The 24,249-nt window shown below is 71.9% G+C and carries 21 protein-coding genes; 9 read left to right on the top strand and 12 right to left on the bottom strand.

What is annotated here, in order from left to right; genetic code table 11:
* Nucleotides 1-32: 32 nt before the first annotated feature.
* Nucleotides 33-5,219 (bottom strand): hypothetical protein, encoded by a 5,187-nt coding sequence (locus BDW27_RS27175; protein ID WP_146223295.1) that lies wholly within the window; start codon nt 5,217-5,219, stop codon nt 33-35.
* Between the two features lie 251 nt (nt 5,220-5,470).
* Between BDW27_RS27175 and BDW27_RS23410 the strand changes: the two genes are divergently transcribed.
* Nucleotides 5,471-6,952, top strand: a complete 1,482-nt coding sequence (locus tag BDW27_RS23410) for a hypothetical protein (RefSeq protein ID WP_110051750.1) — start codon at nt 5,471-5,473, stop codon at nt 6,950-6,952.
* A gap of 34 nt (nt 6,953-6,986) precedes the next feature.
* On the opposite strand, the gene BDW27_RS23405 is transcribed toward BDW27_RS23410, so the two are convergent.
* The 3 genes from BDW27_RS23405 to BDW27_RS23395 form a co-directional block, all read right to left on the bottom strand.
* A complete protein-coding gene (locus BDW27_RS23405; protein ID WP_110051748.1) occupies nt 6,987-7,553 on the bottom strand; it encodes a hypothetical protein in 567 nt (188 codons plus the stop codon).
* A 4-nt stretch (nt 7,554-7,557) separates the two neighbouring features.
* Nucleotides 7,558-9,051, bottom strand: coding sequence for a PQQ-binding-like beta-propeller repeat protein (locus BDW27_RS23400; protein ID WP_110051746.1), 1,494 nt, complete (start codon nt 9,049-9,051; stop codon nt 7,558-7,560).
* A gap of 118 nt (nt 9,052-9,169) precedes the next feature.
* Nucleotides 9,170-9,802: a YigZ family protein gene (locus BDW27_RS23395; RefSeq protein WP_110051744.1), complete on the bottom strand. Its 633-nt coding sequence runs from the start codon at nt 9,800-9,802 to the stop codon at nt 9,170-9,172.
* A gap of 278 nt (nt 9,803-10,080) precedes the next feature.
* On the opposite strand from BDW27_RS23395, the gene BDW27_RS23390 reads away from it, so the two are divergent.
* A complete protein-coding gene (locus BDW27_RS23390; protein WP_017544254.1) occupies nt 10,081-10,698 on the top strand; it encodes a superoxide dismutase family protein in 618 nt (205 codons plus the stop codon).
* A gap of 28 nt (nt 10,699-10,726) precedes the next feature.
* On the opposite strand, the gene BDW27_RS23385 is transcribed toward BDW27_RS23390, so the two are convergent.
* Together BDW27_RS23385 and BDW27_RS23380 are read right to left on the bottom strand one after the other, a co-directional pair.
* Nucleotides 10,727-11,434, bottom strand: coding sequence for a membrane protein insertase YidC (locus tag BDW27_RS23385; protein WP_110051743.1), 708 nt, complete (start codon nt 11,432-11,434; stop codon nt 10,727-10,729).
* A 113-nt stretch (nt 11,435-11,547) separates the two neighbouring features.
* Nucleotides 11,548-11,847: a DUF6412 domain-containing protein gene (locus tag BDW27_RS23380; RefSeq protein WP_110051741.1), complete on the bottom strand. Its 300-nt coding sequence runs from the start codon at nt 11,845-11,847 to the stop codon at nt 11,548-11,550.
* A gap of 247 nt (nt 11,848-12,094) precedes the next feature.
* On the opposite strand from BDW27_RS23380, the gene BDW27_RS23375 reads away from it, so the two are divergent.
* Nucleotides 12,095-12,403, top strand: a complete 309-nt coding sequence (locus BDW27_RS23375) for a hypothetical protein (RefSeq protein WP_017544257.1) — start codon at nt 12,095-12,097, stop codon at nt 12,401-12,403.
* Here the strand turns inward: BDW27_RS23375 and BDW27_RS23370 are convergent.
* Together BDW27_RS23370 and BDW27_RS23365 are read right to left on the bottom strand one after the other, a co-directional pair.
* The gene (locus tag BDW27_RS23370) at nt 12,400-13,323 is read right to left on the bottom strand and encodes a sugar kinase (protein WP_110051739.1); all 924 of its coding nucleotides are present in this window, start codon (nt 13,321-13,323) and stop codon (nt 12,400-12,402) included. The genes BDW27_RS23375 and BDW27_RS23370 overlap by 4 nt on opposite strands.
* On the bottom strand, nt 13,320-14,918 hold the full coding sequence (locus BDW27_RS23365; protein ID WP_110051738.1) for an amidohydrolase family protein: 1,599 nt from the start codon (nt 14,916-14,918) through the stop codon (nt 13,320-13,322). The genes BDW27_RS23370 and BDW27_RS23365 overlap by 4 nt, the downstream gene beginning before the upstream one ends.
* A gap of 188 nt (nt 14,919-15,106) precedes the next feature.
* Here BDW27_RS23365 and BDW27_RS23360 point away from each other — a divergent pair, with 188 nt between their 5' ends.
* Nucleotides 15,107-15,487, top strand: a complete 381-nt coding sequence (locus BDW27_RS23360; protein WP_049566653.1) for a RidA family protein — start codon at nt 15,107-15,109, stop codon at nt 15,485-15,487.
* A gap of 210 nt (nt 15,488-15,697) precedes the next feature.
* Here the strand turns inward: BDW27_RS23360 and BDW27_RS23355 are convergent, their stop codons facing one another.
* Nucleotides 15,698-16,372 (bottom strand): bifunctional 2-polyprenyl-6-hydroxyphenol methylase/3-demethylubiquinol 3-O-methyltransferase UbiG, encoded by a 675-nt coding sequence (locus tag BDW27_RS23355; protein WP_017544261.1) that lies wholly within the window; start codon nt 16,370-16,372, stop codon nt 15,698-15,700.
* Nucleotides 16,373-16,571: 199 nt separating this feature from the next.
* Here BDW27_RS23355 and BDW27_RS23350 point away from each other — a divergent pair, with 199 nt between their 5' ends.
* Nucleotides 16,572-16,892 (top strand): hypothetical protein, encoded by a 321-nt coding sequence (locus BDW27_RS23350; protein WP_017544262.1) that lies wholly within the window; start codon nt 16,572-16,574, stop codon nt 16,890-16,892.
* An 82-nt stretch (nt 16,893-16,974) separates the two neighbouring features.
* Here BDW27_RS23350 and BDW27_RS23345 read toward each other — a convergent pair whose 3' ends face one another.
* Entirely contained in the window at nt 16,975-17,589 is a 615-nt protein-coding gene (locus BDW27_RS23345; protein ID WP_026129199.1) for a TetR/AcrR family transcriptional regulator, read from the bottom strand.
* Between the two features lie 192 nt (nt 17,590-17,781).
* On the opposite strand from BDW27_RS23345, the gene BDW27_RS23340 reads away from it, so the two are divergent.
* The gene (locus tag BDW27_RS23340; RefSeq protein WP_026129200.1) at nt 17,782-19,470 is read left to right on the top strand and encodes an MDR family MFS transporter; all 1,689 of its coding nucleotides are present in this window, start codon (nt 17,782-17,784) and stop codon (nt 19,468-19,470) included.
* On the opposite strand, the gene BDW27_RS23335 is transcribed toward BDW27_RS23340, so the two are convergent.
* Both BDW27_RS23335 and BDW27_RS23330 read right to left on the bottom strand, forming a co-directional pair.
* Nucleotides 19,461-19,910, bottom strand: a complete 450-nt coding sequence (locus BDW27_RS23335) for a GNAT family N-acetyltransferase (RefSeq protein ID WP_110051736.1) — start codon at nt 19,908-19,910, stop codon at nt 19,461-19,463. The two genes, BDW27_RS23340 and BDW27_RS23335, sit on opposite strands and share 10 nt — an antisense overlap.
* A 143-nt stretch (nt 19,911-20,053) precedes the next feature.
* Complete coding sequence (locus BDW27_RS23330) at nt 20,054-21,274, bottom strand: cell division protein DivIVA (RefSeq protein ID WP_110051734.1); 1,221 nt, start codon at nt 21,272-21,274, stop codon at nt 20,054-20,056.
* Between the two features lie 385 nt (nt 21,275-21,659).
* Between BDW27_RS23330 and BDW27_RS23325 the strand changes: the two genes are divergently transcribed.
* The 3 genes from BDW27_RS23325 to BDW27_RS23315 all read left to right on the top strand — a co-directional run bounded on the left by BDW27_RS23325 (nt 21,660) and on the right by BDW27_RS23315 (nt 24,170).
* Nucleotides 21,660-22,223 (top strand): gamma carbonic anhydrase family protein, encoded by a 564-nt coding sequence (locus BDW27_RS23325; RefSeq protein ID WP_199560748.1) that lies wholly within the window; start codon nt 21,660-21,662, stop codon nt 22,221-22,223.
* Nucleotides 22,224-22,738: 515 nt separating this feature from the next.
* On the top strand, nt 22,739-23,257 hold the full coding sequence (locus tag BDW27_RS23320) for a hypothetical protein (protein ID WP_146223294.1): 519 nt from the start codon (nt 22,739-22,741) through the stop codon (nt 23,255-23,257).
* A gap of 160 nt (nt 23,258-23,417) precedes the next feature.
* A complete protein-coding gene (locus tag BDW27_RS23315; protein ID WP_199560747.1) occupies nt 23,418-24,170 on the top strand; it encodes a hypothetical protein in 753 nt (250 codons plus the stop codon).
* Nucleotides 24,171-24,249 lie beyond the last annotated feature (79 nt).

The raw sequence follows: 24,249 nt of genomic DNA, 5'->3' as shown, positions 1-24,249 counted from the left end.
TCCTGGTTCGTGCGTGCTTCGGCCGTGCGGTGTCAGCCCTGGTCCCGCATCTTCTCCACGTCCTCCAGGCTGACGTCGTAGAGCTTCGCGAGCCTTGCTTCGAGGACCCTCCTCTGCGCCTGGGCATCGGCGAGGAAGCGGTCCGCCCGCTCCTGCTCCTCGACCGCACTGGAGTTGGAGTGATCGGTGTTGCGGGTGGCCTCGTACTCCTTGAGGTTCTCCTCGGTGAGCAGCTTGTTAAGCACCTCGAGCTGCTCCTCGACCTTCTCCCCCTCGCGGAAGTCCTCATGGAACTCGTCCAGATACTCGTCCCGGAGGTTGTTGCGCATGGCCTGGTGGCTCAGCTCCAGTGGGAAGCCGGGCAGGCCGTCGGCGCCCCCGTACCTGCCCTCGGCCGCCGCCTTGGGGATCGCAGTTCCGAGCTGCATGAAGGACTGCACCACGTAGCTGGGATTGGGCATCCCGTCGGGACCGAACGCGATGCCGTCCGAGAGCCAGTCCAGTCCGGTCGTCTCCGCCGCGAAATGGCGGGCGAAGTCGAATCCCGTTCCCGCGACCACGTTGAGGATGTTCTTGAACAGCTCGAAGGGGATCGCGTCGAGGGCCGCCCTCCGGGTGTCCCGGAGCGTGGTGACCGGATCAGGGTCCGGGCGTTCCGGCCCCGGAGAGTCGCGCCGGTCGTCCCCGCCGGAGGCGGTGTCGTCGCCGTCCCGCTGGGCGGTGTCGTCGCCGTCCCGCTGGGCGGTGTCGTCGCCGTCCCGCTGGGCGGGGGCGTCGCCGTCCCGCTGGGCGGGGGCGTCGCCGTCCTGCCGGGCGGGGGCGTCGCCGTCGTCCGTCATCGGGGGAGCGGTGCGCGCGCCGCCGTCCCGGTCGGGGCGGGCCGGGGCTCCGTCGGCCCCGGAACCCGGGATGTCCACCCGGTGCTGGACCCCGTCCGGCGCGGTGACGCGGACGTGGCCCTCGGTGACGCGCAGCTCGGGGCCGCCGCCGGAGTCGACACGCACCCCGCCCCGGGCGTCCCGGACCGTCGTTCCGCTGGATCCGTCGGTAACCTCGGCGCGCCCGGAGGCCGACCGGGTGCCCGAGACGTTCCCGCCGGACTCGAACCGGATCTGATCGGGCGAGACCAACGGGTCACGCAACCGAGGCCACCGGCCGTTGCCCGTGTGGATCGGATTCTGCACTCCGGGCCCACCGGGCCTGGCCGTCACCTCGATGCTCTGCGCACCGTTGCTGCCGCGCGTCCCGTCGGGGCTGGTCGACACCGCCCACGTGTCGGAGTCGCGACCGGTGCCCCGCGCCGTCAGGCCGTCGGAGCCGACCTCCACGGCCCGGCCGCCGGAGTTCACGGTGCCGGGTTCGCGGCCCGGGCCCATCGTCGTATTGACCTCGTTACCCCTGGCCCAGACGCTCGTTCCCTCGCTTGTGGACACCGAGTTCTCGTGCTGCGAGCTCTCCCCGAACGGTGGGCGGGGTTCCCTGTCGCTCCTGGTCCCGGCCACCCTCTCGCCCGGGATGGCGCCGCCCTCGTTCGTGCGGGCGGTCGTGGTCGCCTCCCCGTCGGACACCCGAACCCGGTCTCCGTCGGTGTCGCCCCTGAGCCCCTCGGGCCCGGAGACGCTGAGCCGTCCGCCACCGTTGTCGGCCCGGTGACTCCCGTCCCTGGTGTTCACCGCCACGGAGCCGTCGCCTCGACGCGTCACCTCCAGGGAGTTCTCCCTTCCGCCCGGCGCCGCCATGGTCATGTCCCCGTCGCCGGACGTACGCACCGACCAGCCGTACGGGCTCTCGACGCGCATCGCGGGGGCCGGTCCCGTCCCGTCGCCGCCACGCCCCGGTTCGATCGTCACCCTGGTGAGCGTGCGACCGTCCGGGGAACTGACCGCCAGGGAGGGGGTGCCGGTGGCCGGGTCCAGGGGGAGGCTCGGGTAGGTCTCGCCCGGCACTGGCCTTCCGTCCATGTCGTAGGTCCGCTGTCGGCCGCCGTCGACCACCCGGATCGCGGTCGTTCCCTGGTGGTCCACGATCTGGACGCGGGAACCGTGGTCGAAGCTGACCTGCCCCGGCTCCGCGGTGACGTTCCCGGACCTGAACACGGGGCGGGTGCCGCCCCGGCCGTCGGCCACCTGGCTGAGGGCCGCGTCGTTCCCGTCCCCGTGGGTGGACGACCGCAGGTCGATGCCGCCGTCCGCGCGGATCTCGGCGCTGGAGGGGCCGCCTCTGACGCTGCCGGTGCCGTCCTGGCGTAGATCGAAGTCCACACCCCGGTCCGCGTGGGACAGGTGCGCCGAATCGGACCGGACCTCGGCGCGGGCTCCACCCGACGTGACGCGGACCGTCCCGTCCGCGCGGTCGAAGCCGTGCGAGCCGCCACCCGGGACGTCGACCCGGTAGCCGTCGACCCCGACCTCGGCGTTCCTGCCCGTGGTCGGGTCCGTCACCTGGGAACGCGGAGCGCGCCCCGTGCTGTCGACCGCCGACCGGGTGACGTCGGGTCCGCCACCGTTGGTCCTGAGGTCGACGGGGCCGTCACCGGTGTGGCTGACCCGCAGGCCGTCCGCGTCCTGGCGGACGGTCAGGCCGTCCCCGGTCCGGACCTCGCTGCCGTTCGGGTCCCGGGAGACGGAGACGTCCCCGTCGCTCGTGGAGACCGTCAGCTCACCGTCGCGGTAGGAGGCACGCCCCCTGCCGCCGGGACCGGTCACCTCCAGTTCTCCCGCGCGGACCGTGCCGTCCCGTTGGGCGCGGACCGACGAGCCGTCCGCCGAGGACACGTCGAACCCGCGCCCGGTGCTGCGCACGCTGGTGCCGTTGACGTCGACACCGTCACGGGTCACGTTCATGGTGAAGTCCGAGCCGCCCTCGCGGGTGGCCGGGTAGCGGTAGGCCACGTTCTGCTCACCGTCGGCGCCGCGCGTGGTGGTGAACTCGCCCTGGCCGTTGGTGCGGGTGTGGGTGACGACCGGACCGTCCTGCGCGGAGGCACCGGAACCGTCACCACGCGGGGCGTCAGGGGCCTGGGTGTCCTCAGCGCGTTGGCGGGGCTGGGCCTCGCCGGGTGCCCGTTCCGGGGTCCGCTGCTCTGCCGTGTTCGGGTGCTGGTCGGCGCTTCGCGGCGCGGGGTTCGGTTCGTCCACGCCCGACCGAGTCTCGGTGCTCTCGTTGGAGCGCACCCCGGTCGACGGGGTATCGGGTTGACCGTCGCGGTTCGCGGGCGCGACGTCCACCTCTCCGGGCTCTGCGATCCGAGCCCGAGGTGAGGCGGGCGGCTGGGGCGTGTTCATGCCGCTCCCGGACCGGGTGGGCGGAGCGAAGTCCTCTCGGGGCTCGGTTCCGTCGCCCCGGTCGCTCTGGTTCCCTCCGGTGTCGTGAGGGCCCGGCACGTCCGCCGCTCCGGTCGCGGAGTCCCCCGTACCGACCGTGTCCGTTGGGCCGTGATCGGGGGCGAATGAGGAGTCCCCTCTACCGTCCGACTCGGCGGTGGAGGTGCCGCTGGTGCCTGTCGAGGAGTCACCAGCGACATTCGTCGACGCTGGCGTGGCGTCCCCGCCCGTGGGCGCGGACGCCACGCCAACACTGCCGGATTCAGGTGAGGATTGACCAGCACCGTTCGTTGACGCTGGCGTCCCACCCGCACTGCCCGCATCGGCCGAGGCAGCAGGCACGGAATCCCCAGGTCCACCCACGGCAGCAACGGGAGCACCAGCACCGCCGGAACCGGACTCGGAGTCACCAACGGCGTTCGTGGAACCGGACTCCGCACCGGCGCCAGCCGACTCGGGAACCGGACCACCGGCACCAGCCTGGGCGGCAGCGGCCTGCGGCTCCGCCTCACCCTGACCAGCCTGCTGGGGTACCGGGTCCCCCTGGCCGCCCATGGGCGCGGGACCGGCGTCAGGGTCGGTGAGCGCCGCGTCCGGTGACGCCTCCCCGGTGCGGCCCTCGCCCGTGGCGGGGCCTCCGTCCTGGCCTCCCGCCGGGTTCTGACCACCCTCGCCGGTGTCGCTCCCTCCGCCGGAACCCTGGGTTCCGGCCGGGTCCGACCCACCGGCCCCTGTTGCCGGGTCGGTCCCCCCGCCGTCGGAGCCCCCACCGCCCGAACCGCCCCCGAAGAAGTTGGGCAGCGAGCCGTTGTCCGCGAGCACCCCGACGGTGGAACCGGCGGCGCTGGTCCCGACCGCGGTCAGGGCCTCGTTGGTCCAGTTGATATCACTGAGGCTCTTGCCCTCACCCGCGACCTGCACCGTGACCGACGAGGCCATGCTGGCCGCGCTGTCCTTGGCGATACCCGTCGCGATCTTCCCACCCGTGGTGTTGGCCGCCCGACTCACCCGGGCGGGAACCGCACGGCTGGCTCCGCTGCGGACCGAGGAGGCCGCACGGCTCACGCCGCCCGCCACACGCCCGGGAACACGGGTGGCCGTCGCGCCGGCCACCCTGCCGACCGCACGTCCACCGCGCAGCAGGGCGCCGCCCGGAATCAGGGAGATCGCGTCCATGCCCAGGGTGAACAGCGACTCCCGGTTGAAGCCGAGCTTGCCCTCCTTGTGCAGCGAGGCGGCGCTGATCGCGAGGACGGTCAGGGCCAGGGCGATACCGAGTCCGGGAATGAAGATGGCCGCCAGACCCGCGACGACCATGGCCACCGCGTACAGCAGCGGGTTGTCCTCGACCCACGTGACGATCTTGTCCAGCCAGCCCCACAGCTTGCGCGGGCTGCCCTGTTTGGCCTCCTCCAGGGCGTCGGCGCACTCACGGGCGGCCTCGTCCATGTCGTTGAGGACGTTGGTCAGTTTGGTGATGAACGCGTCCCGCTCGGGGTCCTCACCGTCGACCTTCTTCTTCCAGGCGTCAGTGTCCTCCAGCGCGGTGTAGGCCGCGGAGGCCTGGCGGACGATGGCCGCGCTGTCCTGGCGGGCCGTTCCGAGGGAGATCTCCCACTTGTCGAGGGCCCTGTACCCCTTCTCGTAGGCCTCCTGGGCCTTGTCCAGGTGCTTGGGCAGCTCGTTCACGAGCTCCTTGAGGGCCGCGACGGTGTCGCCCTCACCCAGGGAGTCGCCCTCGAGGCGCCGCATGTCGGTGGCGGCCTGTTCGGCGGCGTCCGACAGCCTCTCGTAGAACCTGCTCAGGGATCTGACATCACTCGTCTGCCACGGAACGGGGTCGTCGGGGCGGTCGAGCAGGTCCCACCGGAGGTACTCACGAGGTTGTTTGGCCACGTCCCGAAGTACTCGCTTTCCAGGTCCGACAGGGCACCGTCGTGGTCCGCGCACAGGCAGCGGCACGAACAGCCAGGGGTTCGCGGGCCTCGGGGGCGTAGGGCACCGCGCGAGTCCGACATCATAGACTCCCACCCCCATGAGTGAACAGATGCCTCGGAAGGCCCCCGAGTTCGCGTGAACCGGGAGGAGTCCTTCCGCATCTCCCCTCCGGACGACCCACCAGCGCAGACACCAACGGGAGAGAGCGAGTGACCCTGACAGCGGCGGCACGACCCCTCGGAACACGGTCGGCGGCGACGCGGACGGCCCGCACCGCCACCGGCCTCGCGGTCAGCGCCTCCCTGGTGGCGGCTCTCCTGTCCGCTTTGGCGTCCCCGGCCGGTGCCGACACCGCGGGCACCTACGACATGTGCCCGCAGGTCTACTACTACGTGGTCCCGGAGGGCTCCCCCGGGCTCGAGGCGATCGCCGACCTCATCCTGGACGACCCCGAGCGCGCCGACGAGATCCACGAGCTCAACGCGGGCCGTACCCAGTCGGACGGTCAGGCGCTGGGCGAGGACCGCGCGGTCCAGGCGGACTGGCGGCTGGTGGTCCCCTTCGACTCCGGCGGGGAGGGCGTCTACGAGGGCCGCGACCCCCTCTGCGTGGTCGCGGTCGACCAGGCCAACGCCCAGGGAGTCGCCCCGCCGAGCCCGCACCCGGCGCCGCCCGCCTACTCCCCGTCTCCCGAAGAGGAGCCGTCAGCGGAGCAGGGCGAGGTCACCGACGTCACCCCGCAGGACGACAAGCCCAAGATCGACCCGCGCCTCCTCGCGGCGGGTGCGGCCGCGCTGATCCTGCTGACCCTGCTCACGCTGTTCTGGCAGCCGATCGGCCGGGCCATCGCCTGGCCGTTCCGGAGGATCGCCGCGCTCCCCTGGCGCAGACCCCGCAAGCCCAGGTCCGCTCGGATCGCCGCGGCTACGCGTCGCCGCCGGGCCGCGACCGAGCGCGTCACGGCCGACCCCGACGCCGTCCACCGGGCGGGGGGCGCCCACGCCGACCTCCTCGGAGCCCCCGCCGAGGTCCCCGCCCGACCCGTCGCCATCCTGACCACGCCCGGGGAGACGACCGCGATCGTCCCCGCCGGGGCGACCCCTCCGGCGACCTCGTGGCGGGTCGTCGACACCACCACCTGGCGCTACGCGCGCGGTTCGGGGTCCTCCGGCCCGCTCAACTTCGCCGCGTCCACCCACACGATGGTCCGCCCCGTGGTCAACGGGGTCCTGGCGTGCCTGGGCACGTTGGAGGACGGGGACGCGCTCGTCCACGTCGACCTCACCAGGACGCGCGGTCTGCTGGCCGTGGGCGGGGACCGCACGATCGCCGCCGACGCCGTGCGCGTGATCGCCGACGCGCTCCACTCCAAGGGCCTGACGGTCCGGGTCCTGCGGTCGGGTCAGCCGCTGCACTCGCTGGTGACCGCGGCTCCGCCCGACCTGACCGCCCCGGACCCCGTCCACGGCCTGGAGCACAGCGCCGAACACCCGCTCGTGGTGGTCGTACCGCGTCCGCTCGGAACCGCCGACGAGCACGTGCTCGGCGGCATCCCCCCGAACACCCTCGTGGTGGGCACCGGGGAGTCGATCCACGCGCGCTGGCAGTGGGAGGCCCACGAGGACGGCACCGTCGACACCGGGGCGCTCGGCCTCAGGGTGGTCCTGCGGCTGCCCGAACGCCGCCAGTGAGCGGGACCGCGGCCATCGGGGGCGCCGGGCTGTCTCAGGCCGGGTTCACGGTGCGCTCCTCGCGCTGGATCTCGCGAACGCGGCGGTAGCTGACGGACTCGAAGGGGAAGGGGACGCGGAGGGCGCTCGGGTCCATGCCCTCCGCGATCAGCGCCCGGACGAGTTCGTCGGGGGTGTCGGTGCGGGCGGTGACGTACGTGCCGTTCCGGCTGACGATCTCGACGCCCTCGCCCGCGCGGGCGTTGGTCAGGTTGAACCTGCCGAGGCGCCGCGCGTGACGGCCCTCGAAGCGGGCCCTGCCGACGTACCCGACCGTGCCGGTCCGAAGCCTGACACTGCGGTAGCCCGCGTTGATCTCCAGCTCACCGTTCCCGACCCTCATGTGGACGCTGGAGACGTACACGAGTGTGCCGCCGACAGCGGCGGCGAGGAGCACCACCGCCAGGAGGGGCCACCAGAACGCCCCCTCGTCCACGATCAGGATGCCGGTGCCGACCACCATGATCGCGGGGCCGGTCACCATTCCCGCGATCCGCAGCAGCGGGTTGGTGACGACACCGCTCTCGTAGCCGGGTCCGGGGGCCGGTGTCCGGTCGCTCACCGGATCAGCTGGCGTCGTCGGAGGGGTCGGGGGACTCGGAGTCCTCGGCGTCCCCGTCCTGCGCGTCCTCGGTGGCTTCGAGGTCCTCGGGCGCGGGGCCGAAGACAAAGCGCTGGCGGTCCTGGACGAGGATGGCGTGACCGGTGTCGGTGATCGCCTCCACGTAGGCGGAGAGCTCGTCCCCCACCACGTCCATGGTCTCGGCGTCCAGCACCAACTGGAGGTCGCCGTCCTCGTTGGAGCGGGAGTCCCCGTAGACGAGGCCACCGTGGGCGAAGGCCGGGGAGATCGAGCCGTCGTCCTCCTCCAGGCCCCAGCGGACCTCGCCCTCCACGAGGTCGACGGCGACCATCGTGGCCTCACCGCTGGCCTGCGACAGCAGGAGCGTGCCGGTGTCGGGGTCGTGCAGGAGCCCGGGGTAGCCGGCCTCGTCGAAGTGTCGGGAGACCGGGTTGGTGCCCGCCTCCTCCAGGGTCCACAACTGCTCCCCGTCCACGGTGTCGTGCGCGGAGAGCACGGAGGGCGCCTCGGGCTGGGCCCAGCGCAGCAGCACCGTCGCCGGGTCGTCCTCGTCCTCCTCGGACTCGGACTCGGAGTCGGGCTGGGGCGCCGGGAACACCCCGAGGATCTGCGGGACGGGGGTCGGCGCGGTGGCGGGCAGCCCCAGTTCCTCGTCGCTCGCGGCCACCGACCACAGGAGTTCACCCGCGTCGTCGGGGTCGAGCGAATGGGCGCGCAGGACGGAGTCCCCGGAGTCCAGCAGGACGGTGTCGTCCCAGGCGGCCACCGGCACTCCCAGGCGCTCGGGGTCGTCCGCGCTGGCCTCGGTCTCCTCCGGGTCGGTCTCCTCGTCGGCGTCGTCGTCGGCCCCACCGTCCGCCGGACCCGGGTCCTCCGACTCGGGGTCCTCCGGATCGAAGGTGTAGGACCACAGCTCCTCGCCCTCGGGGTCCAGCACCGAGAAGTCGCCGTGGGGCTCCTCCGCGCTCCACTCGGCCGGGCGGCGCACCGCGAGGCCGTCCAGATAGAGGTCGCCCTCCTCGGCCGGTTCCCAGAGCCTGTCCCCGTCGGCGTCCAGGACGAAGGGGGTGTCGTCCGCGTCCGTCATGAGCAGGACGGACGCACCCTCGGTGTCGGTGTCGAAGCCTCGGAAGCGCGCCTCGCCCTCCCAGAGGGTGTCGCCGGTGGCGGCGTCCTGGAGCAGGTGGCGGTCCTCACCGCCGGAACTGATCAGGAAGGCACTGCCGACCGGGCTGATCCGCACGCCCAGGGGGTCGTCGAGGATGTCGTGGGAGTCCGCGCCGTCACCGTGCAGGTGGCGCAGGACCTCGCCCTCGATGCCGGGAGGCGCCTCGCCCTCGAACTCCGTGGGGATCGGAGGTGGCTCCTCCTCCTGTGCGGGAGCGGGCGGCTCCGGTTCAGGATCACCGGTACACCCCGCGACCAGCAGCGCCGCAAGGCCACAGGTCAGCGCCTGAAGCACCCGTGAGCTGCGCATTGACGGTATCTCCCCACGAAACGATGACGTTTACGGCAAATCCTAAGCCGGGGAGCGGCCAGGTGGATACACGGTGTCGGCCACTCGTTACGGCCCTGTGAGCGCGCCGTTCCCGTGCTCAGGCGCCGGTTTCGGGCTCCACCTCGATGGTGGTGACTCCCCTCACCTCGGACTCGGCCCGGCCTCCGGTCAGCTCGGCGAGGCGGACCTCGAAGCCGGGCAGTTCGGCCTCGGGCAGCGCCACCTCGATCCGGACCCGCTCCTCGTAGGCGACATCCCTGACGGTGATGGAGGAGTCGCGCAGGTCGCTCTCCAGCCGACCGCCGAGGACGTAGTCGGCGAACACGTCCACCACCAGGAGTCGGCGCCGCTCCAGCAGGCCCAGTTCCTCGACGGCGGCGGACACCGCGTTGCCGTAGGCGCGGATGAGCCCGCCCGCGCCCAGCTTGGTCCCGCCGAAGTAGCGGGTGACCACCGCCACCGTGTCGGTGATCCTCCGGTGGCGGAGCACCTCCAGCATGGGCACTCCGGCGGTCCCGGCGGGTTCGCCGTCGTCGCTGGACCGCTGGACTCCTCCGTCGTCGCCCAGCACGTAGGCGGTGCAGTGGTGATTGGCGCTCCAGTGCTCCTTGCGGCGCTCGGCGATGAACGCGCGGGCGGCGTCCTCACTGTCCACCCTGGCCATGGCGCAGACGAACCGGGACTTCCTGATCTCGATCTCGTGTTCGCCGCCGCGCTTGATCGTTCTCATGTCGCCTGTTCAGAAGGGTTCGTGGTGGGACGCACCAGTCTGCCATCCCTGAGGGGGCCGGCCTCCTCCCGCACGGTCTGCTGGTACGGTCCCCTCACCGGAGGGGCCCAGGAGCGCCGGGAGAGCCCGCACAGCGGGGGCCGGGCGCACGGGCGCGCCCTCACGAGGGCGGCGCCGACCCTCCGCCCACACCACAGTTGCCGCACTCGTAGTTATCCCACATGCACTTTGGGTAACGTTGCGGACAGCCACAGCACTGATCCCCGGGGAGTCCCGACATGCGCACCACGCCACCCGTCGTCGGTCTGGTCCTGACCGCCCTTCTCGCCACCGGGTGCGCTCAGGGCGCGCCCTCCACAAGTGACGGGGCGACCTCCACGGACAACCCCGCCGCCCAGCCCACCACCGCCCCGAGCGTGACCGCTTCGATCTTCCTCCCGCCGGGCGAGAGCGCCGGGGCGATCACCTACGACGAGACCGCGGTACCCGAGGGCGCCACCGCCGACGTCCAGGTCCGTGTCCAGGACGGTTCCACGTTCGTGCAGTTCACCGGGACCGGCCTGGAGGCGGACCGGGACTTCGGCGCCCACGTGCACACCCGCCCCTGCGGTGACGACCCCGCCGACGCGGGGCCGCACTACCAGAACGAGGTCGACCCGGCGGCGAAGGACGACGAGCCCTCCACGGACCCCGAGTACGCCAACCCGGAGAACGAGGTCTGGCTGGACATGACCACCGACAACAGCGGCAACGCCTTCGTCACCTCGACGGTGGACTGGGAGTTCCGCGAGGGCGAGGCGCACTCCCTGGTGCTGCACGACGAGCACACCGCCACCCACGAGGGGCACGCGGGCACCGCCGGGGACCGCCTCGCCTGCGTGACCGTCGAGTTCTGACGCCCGCGGTCGGCCCCGGCGGCGGGGCTCAGTCCGGCAGCACCCTGCGCAGCACCACCTTCTCCGCGAGCGCCCAGGTCGTGGAGGCGAACAGGTAGATCCCGGCGGCCAGCGGCACGAACGCGGCGATGACCACGGTCATGTACTGCATGTAGGACAGCGCCGCGAGCATCGGGGGCTGCGCGGGGTTCTCCCGCATCATCGGAAGCACCACGTAGCGGCGGTTGGCCCAGGCCACCAGCGCCAGGAGGACCAGCAGCGCCGCGAAGACCGGCGGGACCAGGAGCCCCTCGACGCTGGCGACCAGGGTGGAACCCAGTTCGATACCGCCGAAGGTGTGCGCGAGCAGGGGCTCCTCCCCCGGTCCGGCACCGATGAACAGCCCGTACAGGGCCACGACCAGCGGGATCTGCACGAGGCCGGGCAGGCAGCCCGCCAGCGGCGAGGTGCCCGCCTCCGTGTAGACCCGGCGCTGTTCGGCGAGCATCCGCTCGGGGTTCTTGCCGTGGCGTTTGGTGATCTCCGCGAGCCTGGGCGCGATCCGGGCGCGCTGCTTCTCCGCGCGCACCTGGGCCACCCCCAGCGGCAGGAGCAGGAGGCGGACGGCGACGGTCAGGCCGACGATCGCCAGTCCTGCGGCCAGGGCGCCCGTGAGCGGTGTGAGCGTGGTGGTGAGGGCGGCGAGGACCGCCGAGAGCATGCTGATGACGGCCGCGATCGGCCCGAAGGTGTACAAGGTCGGGACCCTTCGTCTGGGTGGGAAGTTCAGACGTCAGGCCGCTCGGAGCCGAGCCACGGCACGGGCGTGCGTGGGCACAGCGGCGTGCGTGGGCACGCGTCGGGGCGTGGTCAGCGAGCGGCCGGGAGGGCCGCGCCGGGTGCTCGGGGACGCGGTCTGCCCGCCGCGTCGGGGTCGCACAGGGTGAGGACGGGGAGTTTCCTGGCTCTGCGGCGCATCGCGTGCGCCGAGCCGGTGGCGGTGTCGCCCACCGGCCACAGGGCCGTGCCGCGCAGGGCCAGCCAGGTCAGGGCCACGCCGACCGCCACGACCAGCAGGGTCAGGGCGCCGCTCTCCATGCCGGGGAGCGGGAGGTCGACGGGGAGGAAGCCGAGGGTGAGGAACTCGAAGAAGGGCAGCAGGTACTGCACGCGTCGCCCTCCCTTCCCGTCCGATGGCACTCATGGTACCCAGTCGCCACCAGGCCGGCGAAGGGCCCCTTCACCCCGCGAGAAATCCGCCGACACTCCGTTGCGGCTCCCCACCTTTCGCGTGATCCTGTAGCTAAATGACACAGAGTAACCATCTCTGCACTCGGCAGCACTCTTCGGTGCCCGGCCGGGTCTCCAGTACCTGTGTCCCAAGGGCTCGTGCGAGCCCGGTGAAAAGGGGAATCCCGTGCCGATCCGCCCTGCGAACCTCGCCACCATGTCCGCGACCATCGCCGGGGCCATCTCGGGGATGGCCAGCAAGGAGGAGACCGCCCCGGTCCTCGTCACCTTCGAGTCCGGCCACGAGCAGTCCGTGGAGAACGGCGGCTGCCGTGTTCTGGAGACCGGTCAGGGCGGGGTGGTCGAGATCGAGGGCGAGTCCCGGTTCGCGCTCTTCGCGGGCACCAGCTGCCAGGGCAGCCGCACCCTGGCCTCCGGTCAGGGATCCGTCCGCTTCGGCACCCCGGTCCTGGCCGGGGCCATCGTGATCGGTTAGGCGTTCCCCGCACGGATGCCGGGGACCTCGTCCGGAACGCGGTCGAGGACGTCCCCACGGGAGCGCAGCACCTCTCCGGCCGCGGCGTGTCCCAGGCTGAGCCGCCGGTCTGGTGCGAGGTCGTCGAGCAGCCCCGACAGGAAGCCGGCGGCGAAGGCGTCGCCCGCCCCGACCTCCTCCACGACGTCCACCGGCGGGGCGGGCACGAACACCGTGTCCGCCCCGTCGAAGCTCGTCGCCCCGTGCTCGGCGTCCTTGACCACCAGGGTGGGCACCTCCGGGAGGATCGCCCGGACGTCCTCCGCCGCCGGGGTGCCCCAGAGGCGTTCGGCCTCGTCGCGGCCGACGAACACCACGTCGGCGCGGCGCGCGAGGTCCAGCAGGACCGGCCCGGCCTCGCGGGCCTCCCACAGGGCGGGCCGGTGGTTGACGTCGAAGGAGCGCAGCGCCCCGTTCCCGGACCTGCGGTCGAGGAGCTCCCGGACCAGCGCGGCGGCGCGTGGGGAGAGCGCTGAGGTGATCCCGGACAGGTGCACCAGCCTGGGCCCCCGTGACCACACCTTCTCGGCGTCCACCACGGACATCGTCGAGGCGGCCGACCCCCTCCGGTAGTAGAGGACCCCGGCGCCGCCGGGCGCGGTGTCCTTCACGTACAGCCCGGTGGGGAGCACCGGGTCCACCTCCACGCCGCGCACGTCCACCCCGCAGCGGGCGACGGAGTCGGTGACCATCCGTCCGAAGGGGTCCGCCCCCACCCGGCTCACCCAGGCGGAGCGGTGGCCGAGCCGGGCCAGCGCCATGGCCACGTTCGACTCGGCGCCACCGGTGCCCACCGTCAGGCGGGCGCCCTCAGCAAGAGCCTCGGGGGAGGTGAGCACCGCCATGGTCTCCCCCACGCAGACCGCGTCGATCCTGGTCATCGGGTGTTCCTCCGAAGGGATCGGCCGGGGAGGCGGTCGGTGCGGCGCCCGTCCCGGACGGTGAACTCTCCGGCGATCATGACGTGCTCGATGCCCACCGGGGTCTGACGGGGTTCCTCGTAGGTGGCCCGGGCGTGGACGGTGTCGGGGTCGAACACGACCAGGTCGGCGACGCCTCCGACGTGGATGCTCCCCCGGTCGACGAGGCCGAGGCGCAGGGCGGGCCGCGAGGTGAGGTGCCGGACGCACTCCTCCAGGCTGAGCAGCCCGAGTTCGCGGACGTAGTGGCCCAGGTAGTGGGGGAAGGTGCCCCAGCCGCGAGGGTGGGGGCGGTTCCCGACGAGGATGCCGTCACTGCCCGCCGTGTGCGAACCGTGGCGCATGATCGTGCGGATGTTCTCCTCGTTGCCGACATGGAGGAGGCAGCCGCTGCGCAGCTCGTCGGCGATCAGGAGGTCGACGAAGACCTTCCCTGGGGCCTCGTCGCGAGCCCGAGCGAGGTCCGAGACGGAGGAACCCACCGCCCAGGACAGGGCGGGGTCGGCGGTCCCGGTGACCACGAGGGTCGTCCAGTCCATGGGGACGCCGTGGTTGCCGTCCGTGCCCTCCACCTCGATCTCCCGCAGGACGCGGGTGCGGATGGCGGGGTCCCGCAGGCGTTCGAGGGTGGCGGCGGTCCCGCCCTCCTGGACCCAGGAGGGCAGGGGGGCAGCGAGGTAGGTGGCGCTGGCCCGGTACGGGTAGGAATCGAGGGTGACGTCGAGGCCGTAGCGGACGGTGGCCTCGTCGATGGCGTCGAGCACCTCGGGGGCGCGGCCCCGGTTCTGCGGGAAGTTCACGTGGCAGTGGGCCAGATGGAGGGGCACCTGGGCGCGGCGGGCCACCTCCAGGCACTCCTGGTAGGACTCCACCACCCGCGAACCGTAGTTGCGATGGTGGGGGCAGTAGTAACCGCCCGCCGCGCGGACGGGTTCGAGGAGGGCGACGATCTCGTCGTCGCTGGCGTACATCCCGGGGGTGTAGGTGAGCCCTGCGGAGAGCCCCTGCGCGCCCTCGGCCATGCCCTGGGCGATCATCGCGCGCATGCGGTCGGTCTCGGCCTCGGTGGCGGGGCGGTCGTCGTTGCCCACGACCGCCATGCGGACGTTGCCCTGGGGGACGAGGTAGGCGGCGTTGGTGGGGGACCCCAGGTCGATGAGGTCCAGGTACTCGCCGACACCGCGCCAGGAGTAGTCGAGGTCGGGCGTCCCGTTCCACGCGGCGATCTGTTCACGGACGGCGTCGACGGTGGCGTCGGTGACCGGCGCGTAGCCGAGTCCGTCCTGGCCGAGCACCTCCAGGGTGACGCCCTGGAGGACCTTGGCCTCGTGGGCGGGGTCGGCGAGCAGGGCGAGGTCGGAGTGGGCGTGCATGTCCACGAACCCCGGGGAGACGGCGAGGCCGCTCACGTCGATGATCTCGCCGGTGCTCCTGGCGCTCCCGGGTGGGACGATGTGGCTGATGCGGCCGTCACGCAGGACGAGGTCGGCGAGGCGGGAGGGACCGCCGGTGCCGTCGATCACCCGTCCCCCGGCGAGTACGGTCTCGGGCTGCACTGTTCCTCCGTTCGGGGTCCCCGACACCCGGTTCGGCGTCTCCGCCGTCGGAGTGTCAGTGTGGCCCAAGATACGCTTCAGCAAAGATAATTGGTAACTTTGTTGCCAATAAATGTGTTCGCGGACCCGCGTGACCACACGATCCCCGGCGCGCGCAGGAGCACGCGAGACTCGACCGAAGGAGACGCATGTCCAAGAAGGCGGTCCAGACCGACCAGGCCCCCGCTCCCGCCGGTGCCTACAGCCAGGGCGTCGTCGCGGGCGGCTTCCTGTACACGGCCGGGTTCGGCCCGCAGGACCCCGAGACCGGCGAGGTGGCGCCGACCGTGGGCGAGCAGACCACTCGGGTGCTCGCCAACGTCGCGGCCGTACTCGCCGAGCACGGCCTGACCCTGGACGACGTCGTCAAGGCCACGGTCCACCTGGAGAACCTCAAGGCGGACTTCCCGGAGTTCAACGCCGTCTACGAACAGCACTTCACCGCCCCCTACCCGGTCCGCACCACCGTGGGCTCCGACCTGGCCAACATCCTGGTCGAGATCGACGTCGTCGCCAAGCTCCGCGACTGACCGGTCGCCTCGGTCCGCCTCCCGGTCGCGGCCCGATCCGCGCCCCGGCCACCCGTTCACCGCACGGTGCACGGTCCCCCGGGACGCACCTCGTCGACCGGCCGCCCCCGACACCGGCTCCCCGGGGGCGGCCGGTTCCACCGTGTCGGCCCCTTCGCGCGGCTGCCAGAGCGTCCGCGCCGGACGCCCTCCCAGGCCCTCCCTGTGTCATCAATCCGCGAGGCCGCCACGGACCGGGCCACGACGGCGTGCCCGCACCACGAGGTCGTGGACGGTGTGGACGGTCCCGTCCAGCGTCTGCTCCGAGGGCCGCGCCTCGTTGACGATCACGTCCCACTCCCCCTCCATGAGAGCGGCGGTCACCGCGTCACCCTCGTAGAACAGCTCCGGGTACGGCGGACGCGGCACCCCCGTCTCCAGGTCCCTCGGGTGGTGGGCGACCACCAGGAGCTCCCCGCCTGGCACCACCGCCGCCGCCAGGTCCGCGAACAGCAGCGCCCGGGGGTTCGGATACAGGTGCATGAACTGGACCGTGACCAGCTCGTACTCGGGGGTCGGCGGGGCCCACCGGGTCACGTCCGCGCGCAGCCAGGTGATCCGGTCCGCTACCCCAGCGCCCGCCTCCACCGCGTGCGCGGCCGCACGGTCCAGCGCCACGGACGAGATGTCCACGGCCGTCACCCGCCAGCCCCGCGCGGCCAGCCACAGGGCGTCCGCGCCCTCACCGGCGCCGACGTCCAGCGCCCGCCCGGGCTGGACGCCCTCGATCTCGCTGACCAGGTGCCGGTTGGGCCGTCCGCTCCAGATCCGGTCTTCGGAGCGGTACCGGTCGTTCCAGAAGTCCTCGCCCATCTCCTCGGGCAGGGAACCGTACTCGTCGGTCATGTGTCGACCACCTCCTCCCCCACTCTGCTCAGCGCGGTGCGGTGATGCGAGTTCCCTTGCCGAACCCGCAAAGGAGTCACACAAAAGGGGATGAGAAGACGGTCCGGATATTCACAGGAATGTCAGAACTGATCCCTATTCGCACGTATCCCACGTGACGTCCACAATTCCCCCACTGAGACCTCAAGGAACAACAGAAATGATCATCTGGCGCGGCTGGGGCATTCTGGTCCTACTCATCGCTGCGGCCATCGCCGTTCCCTGTGGCATCGTCGCCGGGCACCTCATGGGTTCCCAGGCCTCCGGCCTCGGCGGAGCCGTGGGCTGCGTCCTGGCCGCCGTGGCCGTCTACTTCGTCGGCCAGAGGCTGAACGCCCCCAAGCAGGCCTTCGACCCGGCCACCGGACAGCCCGTCCGACACCGCAACGCGCACACGCTCTTCTTCGTTCCGATGCAGTACTGGGCGTTCATCCTGCCGGTCGTCGCCGTCGGCATCGCCGCCACGGCCTTCCCGCTCTGACACCCCCGTGAACCCCCGGGTCGCCCCCCGGTCCGGGAACGCCCCCGCCCCTCCCCTGCCTGGGAGGGGCGGGGGCACCTCTTCAGTAAGCCTCCGGCTCCGGCTCGCCGAAGTCCCTCAGGCACAGCTCCAGCAGGGCCAGGACCCGTTCCTTGAGCTGTTCGCGGTCGTGCGCGCGCAGCGCCGCCGCCCCCTCCACGCGCCGCACCCGGCCCACCCCCAACAGGACCGCGGCGACCAGCGACGCGTGCACGCGCGCGTCGGGGCCGCCCAGGTAGACGGCGAGGGGGTCGATCAGCGCGCTCTTGAGCCGCCCCTGGTAGACCGACTGGAGGTCGGGATCCCCGGCGGAGTCGTCCAGTGACAGCTGCAACGGGGTGCCCTCGCCGTGCAGACGGCCCACCGAGTGCTCCGCCAGCCGTTCGGTCAGGTCCTCGGGGGAGCCCTCCTCGATGAGCCGGGGAAACACGCCGTCCTCGCGCAGGATCTCGGTGAGCAGGCCGGCCTTGGAGCCGAAGTAGCGGTTGATGAGCGCGACGTTCACCCCCGCGTGGGACGCGATCTTGCGCGAGGACACCGCGCCGTACCCCTCACTGGTGAACAGTGTCTTGGCGCTGGCGAGAATGCGCTCCCGTGTCGCCTCACGGCCACGCGTCGGCGCCTCCGCGCCGGCTCCGGTCTGTTCCGGACGCTCCATCTGCACACCCCTTGGCGGCCGCGATCGGGCTTTCAGTACTCCAGGTTGACACCTCGGTACACCCCACGCATACCGGAAGCGCCCGAGAGATACCGATTTGACAGGTCAACAGCGTTTACATATACCTGACGTGGATGCTTGCCCCCGGTGTGCGTGCCGTGGGGCTTTCGTGCGTCCGGAATCGGGGGCCTCATGGAACAGTCAGTACAAGGGACATCCACCACCCGGGGCTCCTCCCCCGGGACCGCCTCCCCCCAGGACCTCCCGGCCCCCGCACCACTGCCCGAACCCACACCCGAGTACCCCTCGCGCCCGGTCGTACGGCGGATCATGGTCGGGCTCGTCCTGGCGATGCTCACCTCGATGCTCACCAACTCGATCATCGGTACGGCGCTGCCCACGATCATGGGCGAGCTCGGCGGACAGGACCGGCTGGCCTGGGTGGCGACCGCCGCCCTGCTGACCATGACCGCCTCCACTCCCGTGTGGGGCAAGCTCTCGGACATCTGGGGGCGCAAGCTCCTCTTCCAGATCGCCCTCGGCATCTTCATCGTCGCCTCGCTCGCGGCGGGATTCGCCCAGGACATCAACTGGCTGATCGCCGCCCGGGCGCTCCAGGGCCTCGGCGTCGGCGGCCTGGCCACGCTGCCCAACATCATCCTCGGCGACGTCGTCTCGCCCCGTGAACGCGGTCGCTACAGCGGCCTGATCGGCATGGTCTTCGGTGTCTCCACGGTGCTCGGGCCGCTGGTCGGCGGGTTCCTGGTGGACAGCCCCCTCGGCTGGCGCTGGTGCTTCCTCATCACCGTGCCGCTCGCGGTCGTGGCCTTCGGCGTCATCCAGTTCATGTTCCGCATGCCGTTCACGCCGCGCCAGCGGCCCACCGTGGACTGGCTCGGCGCCGGGCTCATCTTCAGCGCCGCCAGCACGGTCATCGTCCTGCTCAGCCTGGGCGGCACACAGATCCCGTGGAACTCCCCGGCCGCGTACGCCATGGGTGCCGCCGCGGTGCTGCTGACCGTCGCGGCGGTCCTGGTCGAGAGCCGGGCCAAGGAACCGATCATCCCCACCCGGCTGTTCCGCGACCGCACGTTCGTGCTGGCCTCGGCGGGCTCCGTCACCGTGGGCATGATGATGTTCGGCCTGATCATCTACATGCCGCAGTACCTCCAGATGGTGCACGGCATGAGCCCGACCGTCTCCGGGCTGATGACCCTGCCGCTGGTGGCCTCGTTCCTGCTCACCTCGATCGGCTCCGGATTCGCGATCAGCGGTTCCGGCCGGTGGAAGGTCTACCCCGTCGTCGGCATGGTGCTCTGCGTGATCGGGTTCACCGTGCTGAGCCTGGCCCAGTTCGACCCGGGACTGACCACGGTGGTCGTGGGACAGATGCTCGTGGGCCTCGGGTTCGGCCTCAACATGCAGATCCTGCTGCTGGCCACCCAGAGTGCGCTGCCGGTGAGGGACATGGCCTCCGGGACCGCCTCGGTCACCTTCTTCCGCAACCTGGGCGGGGCCATGGGGGTGGCGGCCTTCGGCGCCGTCATGGTGAGCCGTCTCAACGCCGAACTCGCCTCGGCCGCGACCTCCGCGCAGGAGGCCCTGGCCCTGGACACCGCCAACGGCACCGACTCGGGTGCCCGGGAGCTGACGGTGGGGCTGGAGCAGGCGGCGGAGTCCGCCCAGGGCTCCCCTGAGCTGGTGCACTCGCTGCCCGGCCCCGTCCGCGACGTGGTCGTGGGCGCCTTCGACCACGCCATGCAGGGGGTGTTCGTGGCCGGTGTTCCCATCGCCGTGCTGGGTCTGGTCGCGGTCTCGTTCATGAAGGGCGTGCCACTGCGCGGTGGCGGGCCGAAGCGGGCCCCGCGGGCTCAGAGGTAGCGGCGGAAGCCCGCGGCCGAGGTGTCGAAGCCCAGGGCGGCGTAGAAGAGGTGCGCCCCCTGGCGGCTCTCGTGCGAGAGCAGCTCCACCTTGTAGCAGCCCGCGCGCGTGGCACGGTCCAGAGCGTCCTCCATGAGCGCCCGGCCGATGCCCTGGAGCCTGGTGTCGGGGTCGACGACGAGGTTGTCGACCACCGCCCAGGGCTGGGCGTCGTGGGTCAGGTTGGCCACCGTCAGCAGGTCCAGGGTCCCGATGATCTGGCCCCGGCGCTCCGCCACCAGGACGGTGCGGTCGGGGTCGTTCTCCATGCGGGTCCAGGCGCGTACGGCGGCGGAGGACATGCGAACATGAGCGCTCTGCGTGTGGGTGGTGTCACCGAGTTCGCGCAGGAGACGCAGAATCGCACCGAGGTCGGACCGAATGGCCGCGCGGATAATCATGGCTGTCGGCATCGTAGCCGACGGCCTGCGACAAGGCGGACGTCACCCTACAACTCACCACAAAACACCAAGGGCGGGACCGGCCGGTCCCGCCCTGGTGACACACCTGACGACGCCGGTGCGGAGCCCGGTACGGCGCCGTGTCAGGGCTTGCGGATGACCCGCACGCCCTCGTCGTTCGCGGGCGGGTGCTGCTGTCCGCCCTCGGGGCGACGGTACACGCCGGTGATACCCGGGTCACCCCCGGCCTCCTCGGCGGGCGGAGCCGACGGCGCCTGCTGCGGGCCGCTCGGCTGCTGGTGCGCCTGCTGCCCCGGGGCCGGGGCGTCGAAGCGGGCACCCTGCGGGGGCTGCGGGGCGGCGACCCTGGGCTCGCCGCCCTTGCCCTCGTCACGCCTCGGTCCCTGCTGGACCTCCGGTTCGGGAGACTCCTGCTGTCCCTGCTCGGGCTTGGGCAGCGGCTGGATGCGCACGGTGGCGTGGTCCGGCTCCTGCTGGAGCGGGGGAAGCTTGGTGGTGGCCTCCTCCTTCTTCTCCGGCTGGGCGGGCTTGGGGGCTTCGGGAGCCTTGGGGGCCTCGGCGGCCTTGGCCTCCGGAGCCTTGGCCTCGGGTGCCCTGTTCTCCGGCTTGACCGCGGGCTTGGGCCGCACCGGGTTCTGCGGGCCCGAGTTCGGCTGACCCTTGGGGGCCTCGGCCGGAGCGGGGGCCGTCTCCTCGCGGGACAGCCCCGTCTCCAGGGCACCGGCCTTGTCCTCGGCCGCGACCAGGTCGGCCAGCGTGGAGTGCATGTCCTTCAGGCGGCGCAGCGCCTCGGCGTGCGTGGCCGTCAGCGTGGCCAGACGACGGTCGGCCGTGTCGTGGATCTTCTTGGCGCGGGCCTCGGCCTCGCTCAGGCGGCGGTCACCCTCCTGCTTGGCCTGCTCACGGAGCTGGTCGGCCTCCTTCTTGGCACCGCCGACCATCTCGTTGGCCTCGGAACGCGCGGAGGAGACGATCCGCTCGGCGTGCTCCTCGGCGTCCTTGCGGTGCTTGGTGACCTCCTCCTGGGCCTTCTTCTGGGCCTCCTTCACCTCGGACTCGACCCGGGAGCGACGCTCCTTGGCCTCTTCCTCGGCGATGCGGAGGATCTCCGCCATGCGCTCGCTGATCTGCTCGTGCTCAGGCTTGACCTGGGCCTTCTCGCGGGCGATCGCGAGGTCGCGCTTGTACTGCTCCAGTTCGTCGTCCATGCGCTGGAGGCGCTCACGGAGATCCTTGAACTGGTTGTCCATTCGGACGTAGTAGTCGTCGACGTGCGCCTTGTCGTAGCCGCCCTTGCGCACCGTCGGAAAACGGTCTTGTTGCAGTCCGCCGCCCGGCAACATATCGCTCATGTGCCTTTCATGTCCTTAACACCGTTGCTGCGCGTCGCAGGTGGTGAGAGATGGTGAGAGTTGCCCCGTGCCCATGTGTCGTCGAAGCACCCGTCGAACCGTTCGGTCTGGTTCGCCCGCGGATGTCCGTTGTCGAGCTCCGGCTCGGCACGATGAGGGGCACCGGCCGAGAGCGGAGCGTGAAGCCGTGGACACCGTCCAAACGACCAAGGTAGACACGCGCTGCGCCGAGGCGTCAAGAGCCCCGGCGCGTACATCGCCGTGCGGACCCTGGTCACGTTCTTACTAAGGTATGCGCGATCATCCCCGTACGGGGGCGTAGCGGTCAACTTCCTGCCCTCTCGCCCCAGGGGACATAAAGCGAGAGGACCCACGCATGGACAGCGAGACGGACGGATTCGGCATGGAGCCGCGCCCGGGCGCGAGGATCGGCGGGGCGCCCTTCGGTGAGCCGGAGATCCATCCCACAGCCTGGATCGCCCCGGGTGCGGTGGTGGTGGGACGCGTCCGTCTGGGCGCCGAGAGCAGCGTCTGGTACGGATCGGTCCTGCGCGCGGACACCGAGGACATCGTGGTCGGCGATCGGGTCAACATCCAGGACCAGTGCGGCCTCCACTCCGACCCGGGACAGCCCGCCGTCCTGCATGACGACGTGAGCCTGGGGCACAAGGCGATGGTGCACGGCGCCGTCGTCGAGGAGGGTGCGCTCATCGGCATCGGCGCGATCGTCCTGGGCGGGGCGAGGGTCGGCCGGGGCGCGCTGGTGGCGGCGGGTTCGCTGGTCGCCCCGGGCAAGGTCGTTCCCCCGAACACCCTGTGGTCCGGGCTCCCCGGCAAGGTCGTCCGGGAGCTGAACGACGACGACCGCCTCGTGCTGGAGCACACCCCCACCGCCTACGCCGCCTACGCCGTGCAGCACCAGGACGTGGCCTGGCGCTGATTCCTCCGGACGCGGCGGAGCCCGGTGCGCGGAGGGAGCCGCGTACCGGGCTCGGGCGTGCGGGGATGCGGCCGGAGCCCTTTCGGACGAGGCTCCTCGCCCGTGGACCGGGTTCGGGGAGGGGAAGAGCCCGCGAGCCGGGGGAGCGGTCCTCGAAGCCTCTGTCCTGTCCTCCCGGGTCCTCGGACGACGCCCCCAACACCGCGCACCGACGCCTTGGGGACGCCGGACCTGTGGCTCCCCCCGCCGTCGGAACGGCGGACGGCGCCCGGCCGACCGTGACTCGCCTGGGTGAGATCCCACATCCCCTCCCCCCAAGGGGATGTGGGGCACTGGCTAACCCGGATGATCCCGGTACTGGCCCACAAGAGTCATGCGCTCCGGGGTCCCGCGGCCGTAGCCTGGTAGTCCTCTCTCCTTGTGGGATCGGTTCCGTCGCGCCGCGCCCGCATCGCCCCAGCGCACGGGGTTGCCGTCCTGTCCTGCGACACCGGTGCCCCGGGAGGTGAGTGGTGGTGAACGGCCTGGGAGCGAACGGGCTGAGTGTGTGCGACCGGCTCCACGACCACGTCGCGCTCGACGAGATCGAGCTGTACGCCGAGGTCCTCATCGCGGTGGCCGACACCGACCACAGGCTCAGTCCAGCCGAGATCGACCGGGCACTGGGCCTGACCGGGCGCTACCTGGTCGGCGACCAGCCCGGCGGGGACGGTGTCCGGGAGACCGACACCGCCGAGAAACCACCGGTCTCGCCGACCGAAACCAGCGGGTCGGACAAGGGTGTCCGGCACGCCGCGCCCGGCCCCACCGGCACCGCTCCCGTCAGGAGGAAACGGCCGCGTCGCGGAGCCGTTCCCGAGCAGCCGTCCGAGGTCAGGTACGCCGGTCCGGTGCCCCCGGCCCGTGACGGCCATCGCCCGCCCACCTTCGTCATGCCGGTCCAGGGCGGCGTCCAGGGCGGTTCCTCGGCATCGCATCCGCTGTGTGACGTGGTCCTGCCGCACTTCGTCCCCTGGCGGGCCTGGCACCTCTGAGGTCACACCCGCCCCCACAGCCTCCGTTTCGGAAACAGAACCATCCGAAATCGGCCTGATCCGGCCACGTTCGTCCCGCTCCGCGCCGACTCGTACTGGGTACTGCTCCTTCAGGGCCCCTCAGCCCACAGAACGGCCAGCAGCCCCTTCAGGAGCCGAGATGCACGCAGGACCCGACAGGCCGGAACGCGAGGTGGAGCGCCCGGACTCACGCGCCCCCGCCGACCGCCATCCCCGCCGCGTGGGCGAACCCGACAACGCGCGCCGCGTCACCCTCACTGTCGCCCTCGTGGTGACCTTCCTCTTCCTCCTGGTCACGGCCGGAGGCATCGGCTGGTTCCTGGCCAACGGCACCGGGAACGGGACGGGACCCGGGGAGGACACCGCCTCGGACGGCACCGCCGGGGAGACGGAGCCGACCACGGGCTCCGGGCCTCCGCCCGGCGGCGAGGGCACCGTCACCGACTCCAGGGCGGGGCTCGCCTACCTCCTGCCCGGCGAGGGGTGGGCCCGGCTCGGCGACGACCAGGTTCCGGCGGAGTACTCCTCGTACACGGTGTACGGCTCCGAGGACGATCCGGACGCCATCATCGTCACCGGCACCGAGGATCTCGGCCCCCTGGAGCCCATCGCGGCCACCGGCCTGTCCCTGGCCACGGAGATGGTCGGTGAGCTGGTCACCGGGGGCGCGGACCTACGCATCGAGCCCTCCGGGGAGACCACCCTGGACGACCGCCCCGCCTTCGGCGCCACCCTGGGCGACGCCTCCGACGAGGACGGCGGCTACGGTCGGTTCCTGGTGGTCCAGGTGACCGACGACCGGGGCGCGTTCATGCTCGGCCTCAACACCAGCGGCGGCGAGGACGCCACAGCCGGGATCGACACGGCCTTCGACTCCCTGGGCACCGTCTGACCACTCCCCCGCAAGGCCCCCCGGACGTTCCGCGGTGCCCCGGTCCAGGGCGCCGCGGGACAGGGAGGCCCTCGGACAA

Source organism: Nocardiopsis sp. L17-MgMaSL7, assembly GCF_003182025.1.
In the GTDB taxonomy this organism is placed as follows: Bacteria; Actinomycetota; Actinomycetes; order Streptosporangiales; family Streptosporangiaceae; genus Nocardiopsis; species Nocardiopsis prasina.
The sequence above is the reverse complement of the archived record's forward strand: the minus strand, read 5'-3'. Positions and strand labels throughout refer to the sequence as shown.

Bases quoted from the DNA above. Each gene is read 5' to 3' on its own strand.
- BDW27_RS23400 (WP_110051746.1), bottom strand. From the start codon at position 9,051: ATGCGCAGCTCACGGGTGCTTCAGGCGCTGACCTGTGGCCTTGCGGCG.
- BDW27_RS23330 (WP_110051734.1), bottom strand. From the start codon at position 21,274: ATGTTGCCGGGCGGCGGACTGCAACAAGACCGTTTTCCGACGGTGCGC.
- BDW27_RS23360 (WP_049566653.1), top strand. From the start codon at position 15,107: ATGTCCAAGAAGGCGGTCCAGACCGACCAGGCCCCCGCTCCCGCCGGT.
- BDW27_RS23355 (WP_017544261.1), bottom strand. From the start codon at position 16,372: ATGACCGACGAGTACGGTTCCCTGCCCGAGGAGATGGGCGAGGACTTC.
- BDW27_RS23350 (WP_017544262.1), top strand. From the start codon at position 16,572: ATGATCATCTGGCGCGGCTGGGGCATTCTGGTCCTACTCATCGCTGCG.
- BDW27_RS23370 (WP_110051739.1), bottom strand. From the start codon at position 13,323: ATGACCAGGATCGACGCGGTCTGCGTGGGGGAGACCATGGCGGTGCTC.
- BDW27_RS23325 (WP_199560748.1), top strand. From the start codon at position 21,660: ATGGACAGCGAGACGGACGGATTCGGCATGGAGCCGCGCCCGGGCGCG.
- BDW27_RS23390 (WP_017544254.1), top strand. From the start codon at position 10,081: ATGCGCACCACGCCACCCGTCGTCGGTCTGGTCCTGACCGCCCTTCTC.
- BDW27_RS23340 (WP_026129200.1), top strand. From the start codon at position 17,782: ATGGAACAGTCAGTACAAGGGACATCCACCACCCGGGGCTCCTCCCCC.
- BDW27_RS23345 (WP_026129199.1), bottom strand. From the start codon at position 17,589: ATGGAGCGTCCGGAACAGACCGGAGCCGGCGCGGAGGCGCCGACGCGT.
- BDW27_RS23315 (WP_199560747.1), top strand. From the start codon at position 23,418: ATGCACGCAGGACCCGACAGGCCGGAACGCGAGGTGGAGCGCCCGGAC.
- BDW27_RS23335 (WP_110051736.1), bottom strand. From the start codon at position 19,910: ATGATTATCCGCGCGGCCATTCGGTCCGACCTCGGTGCGATTCTGCGT.
- BDW27_RS23395 (WP_110051744.1), bottom strand. From the start codon at position 9,802: ATGAGAACGATCAAGCGCGGCGGCGAACACGAGATCGAGATCAGGAAG.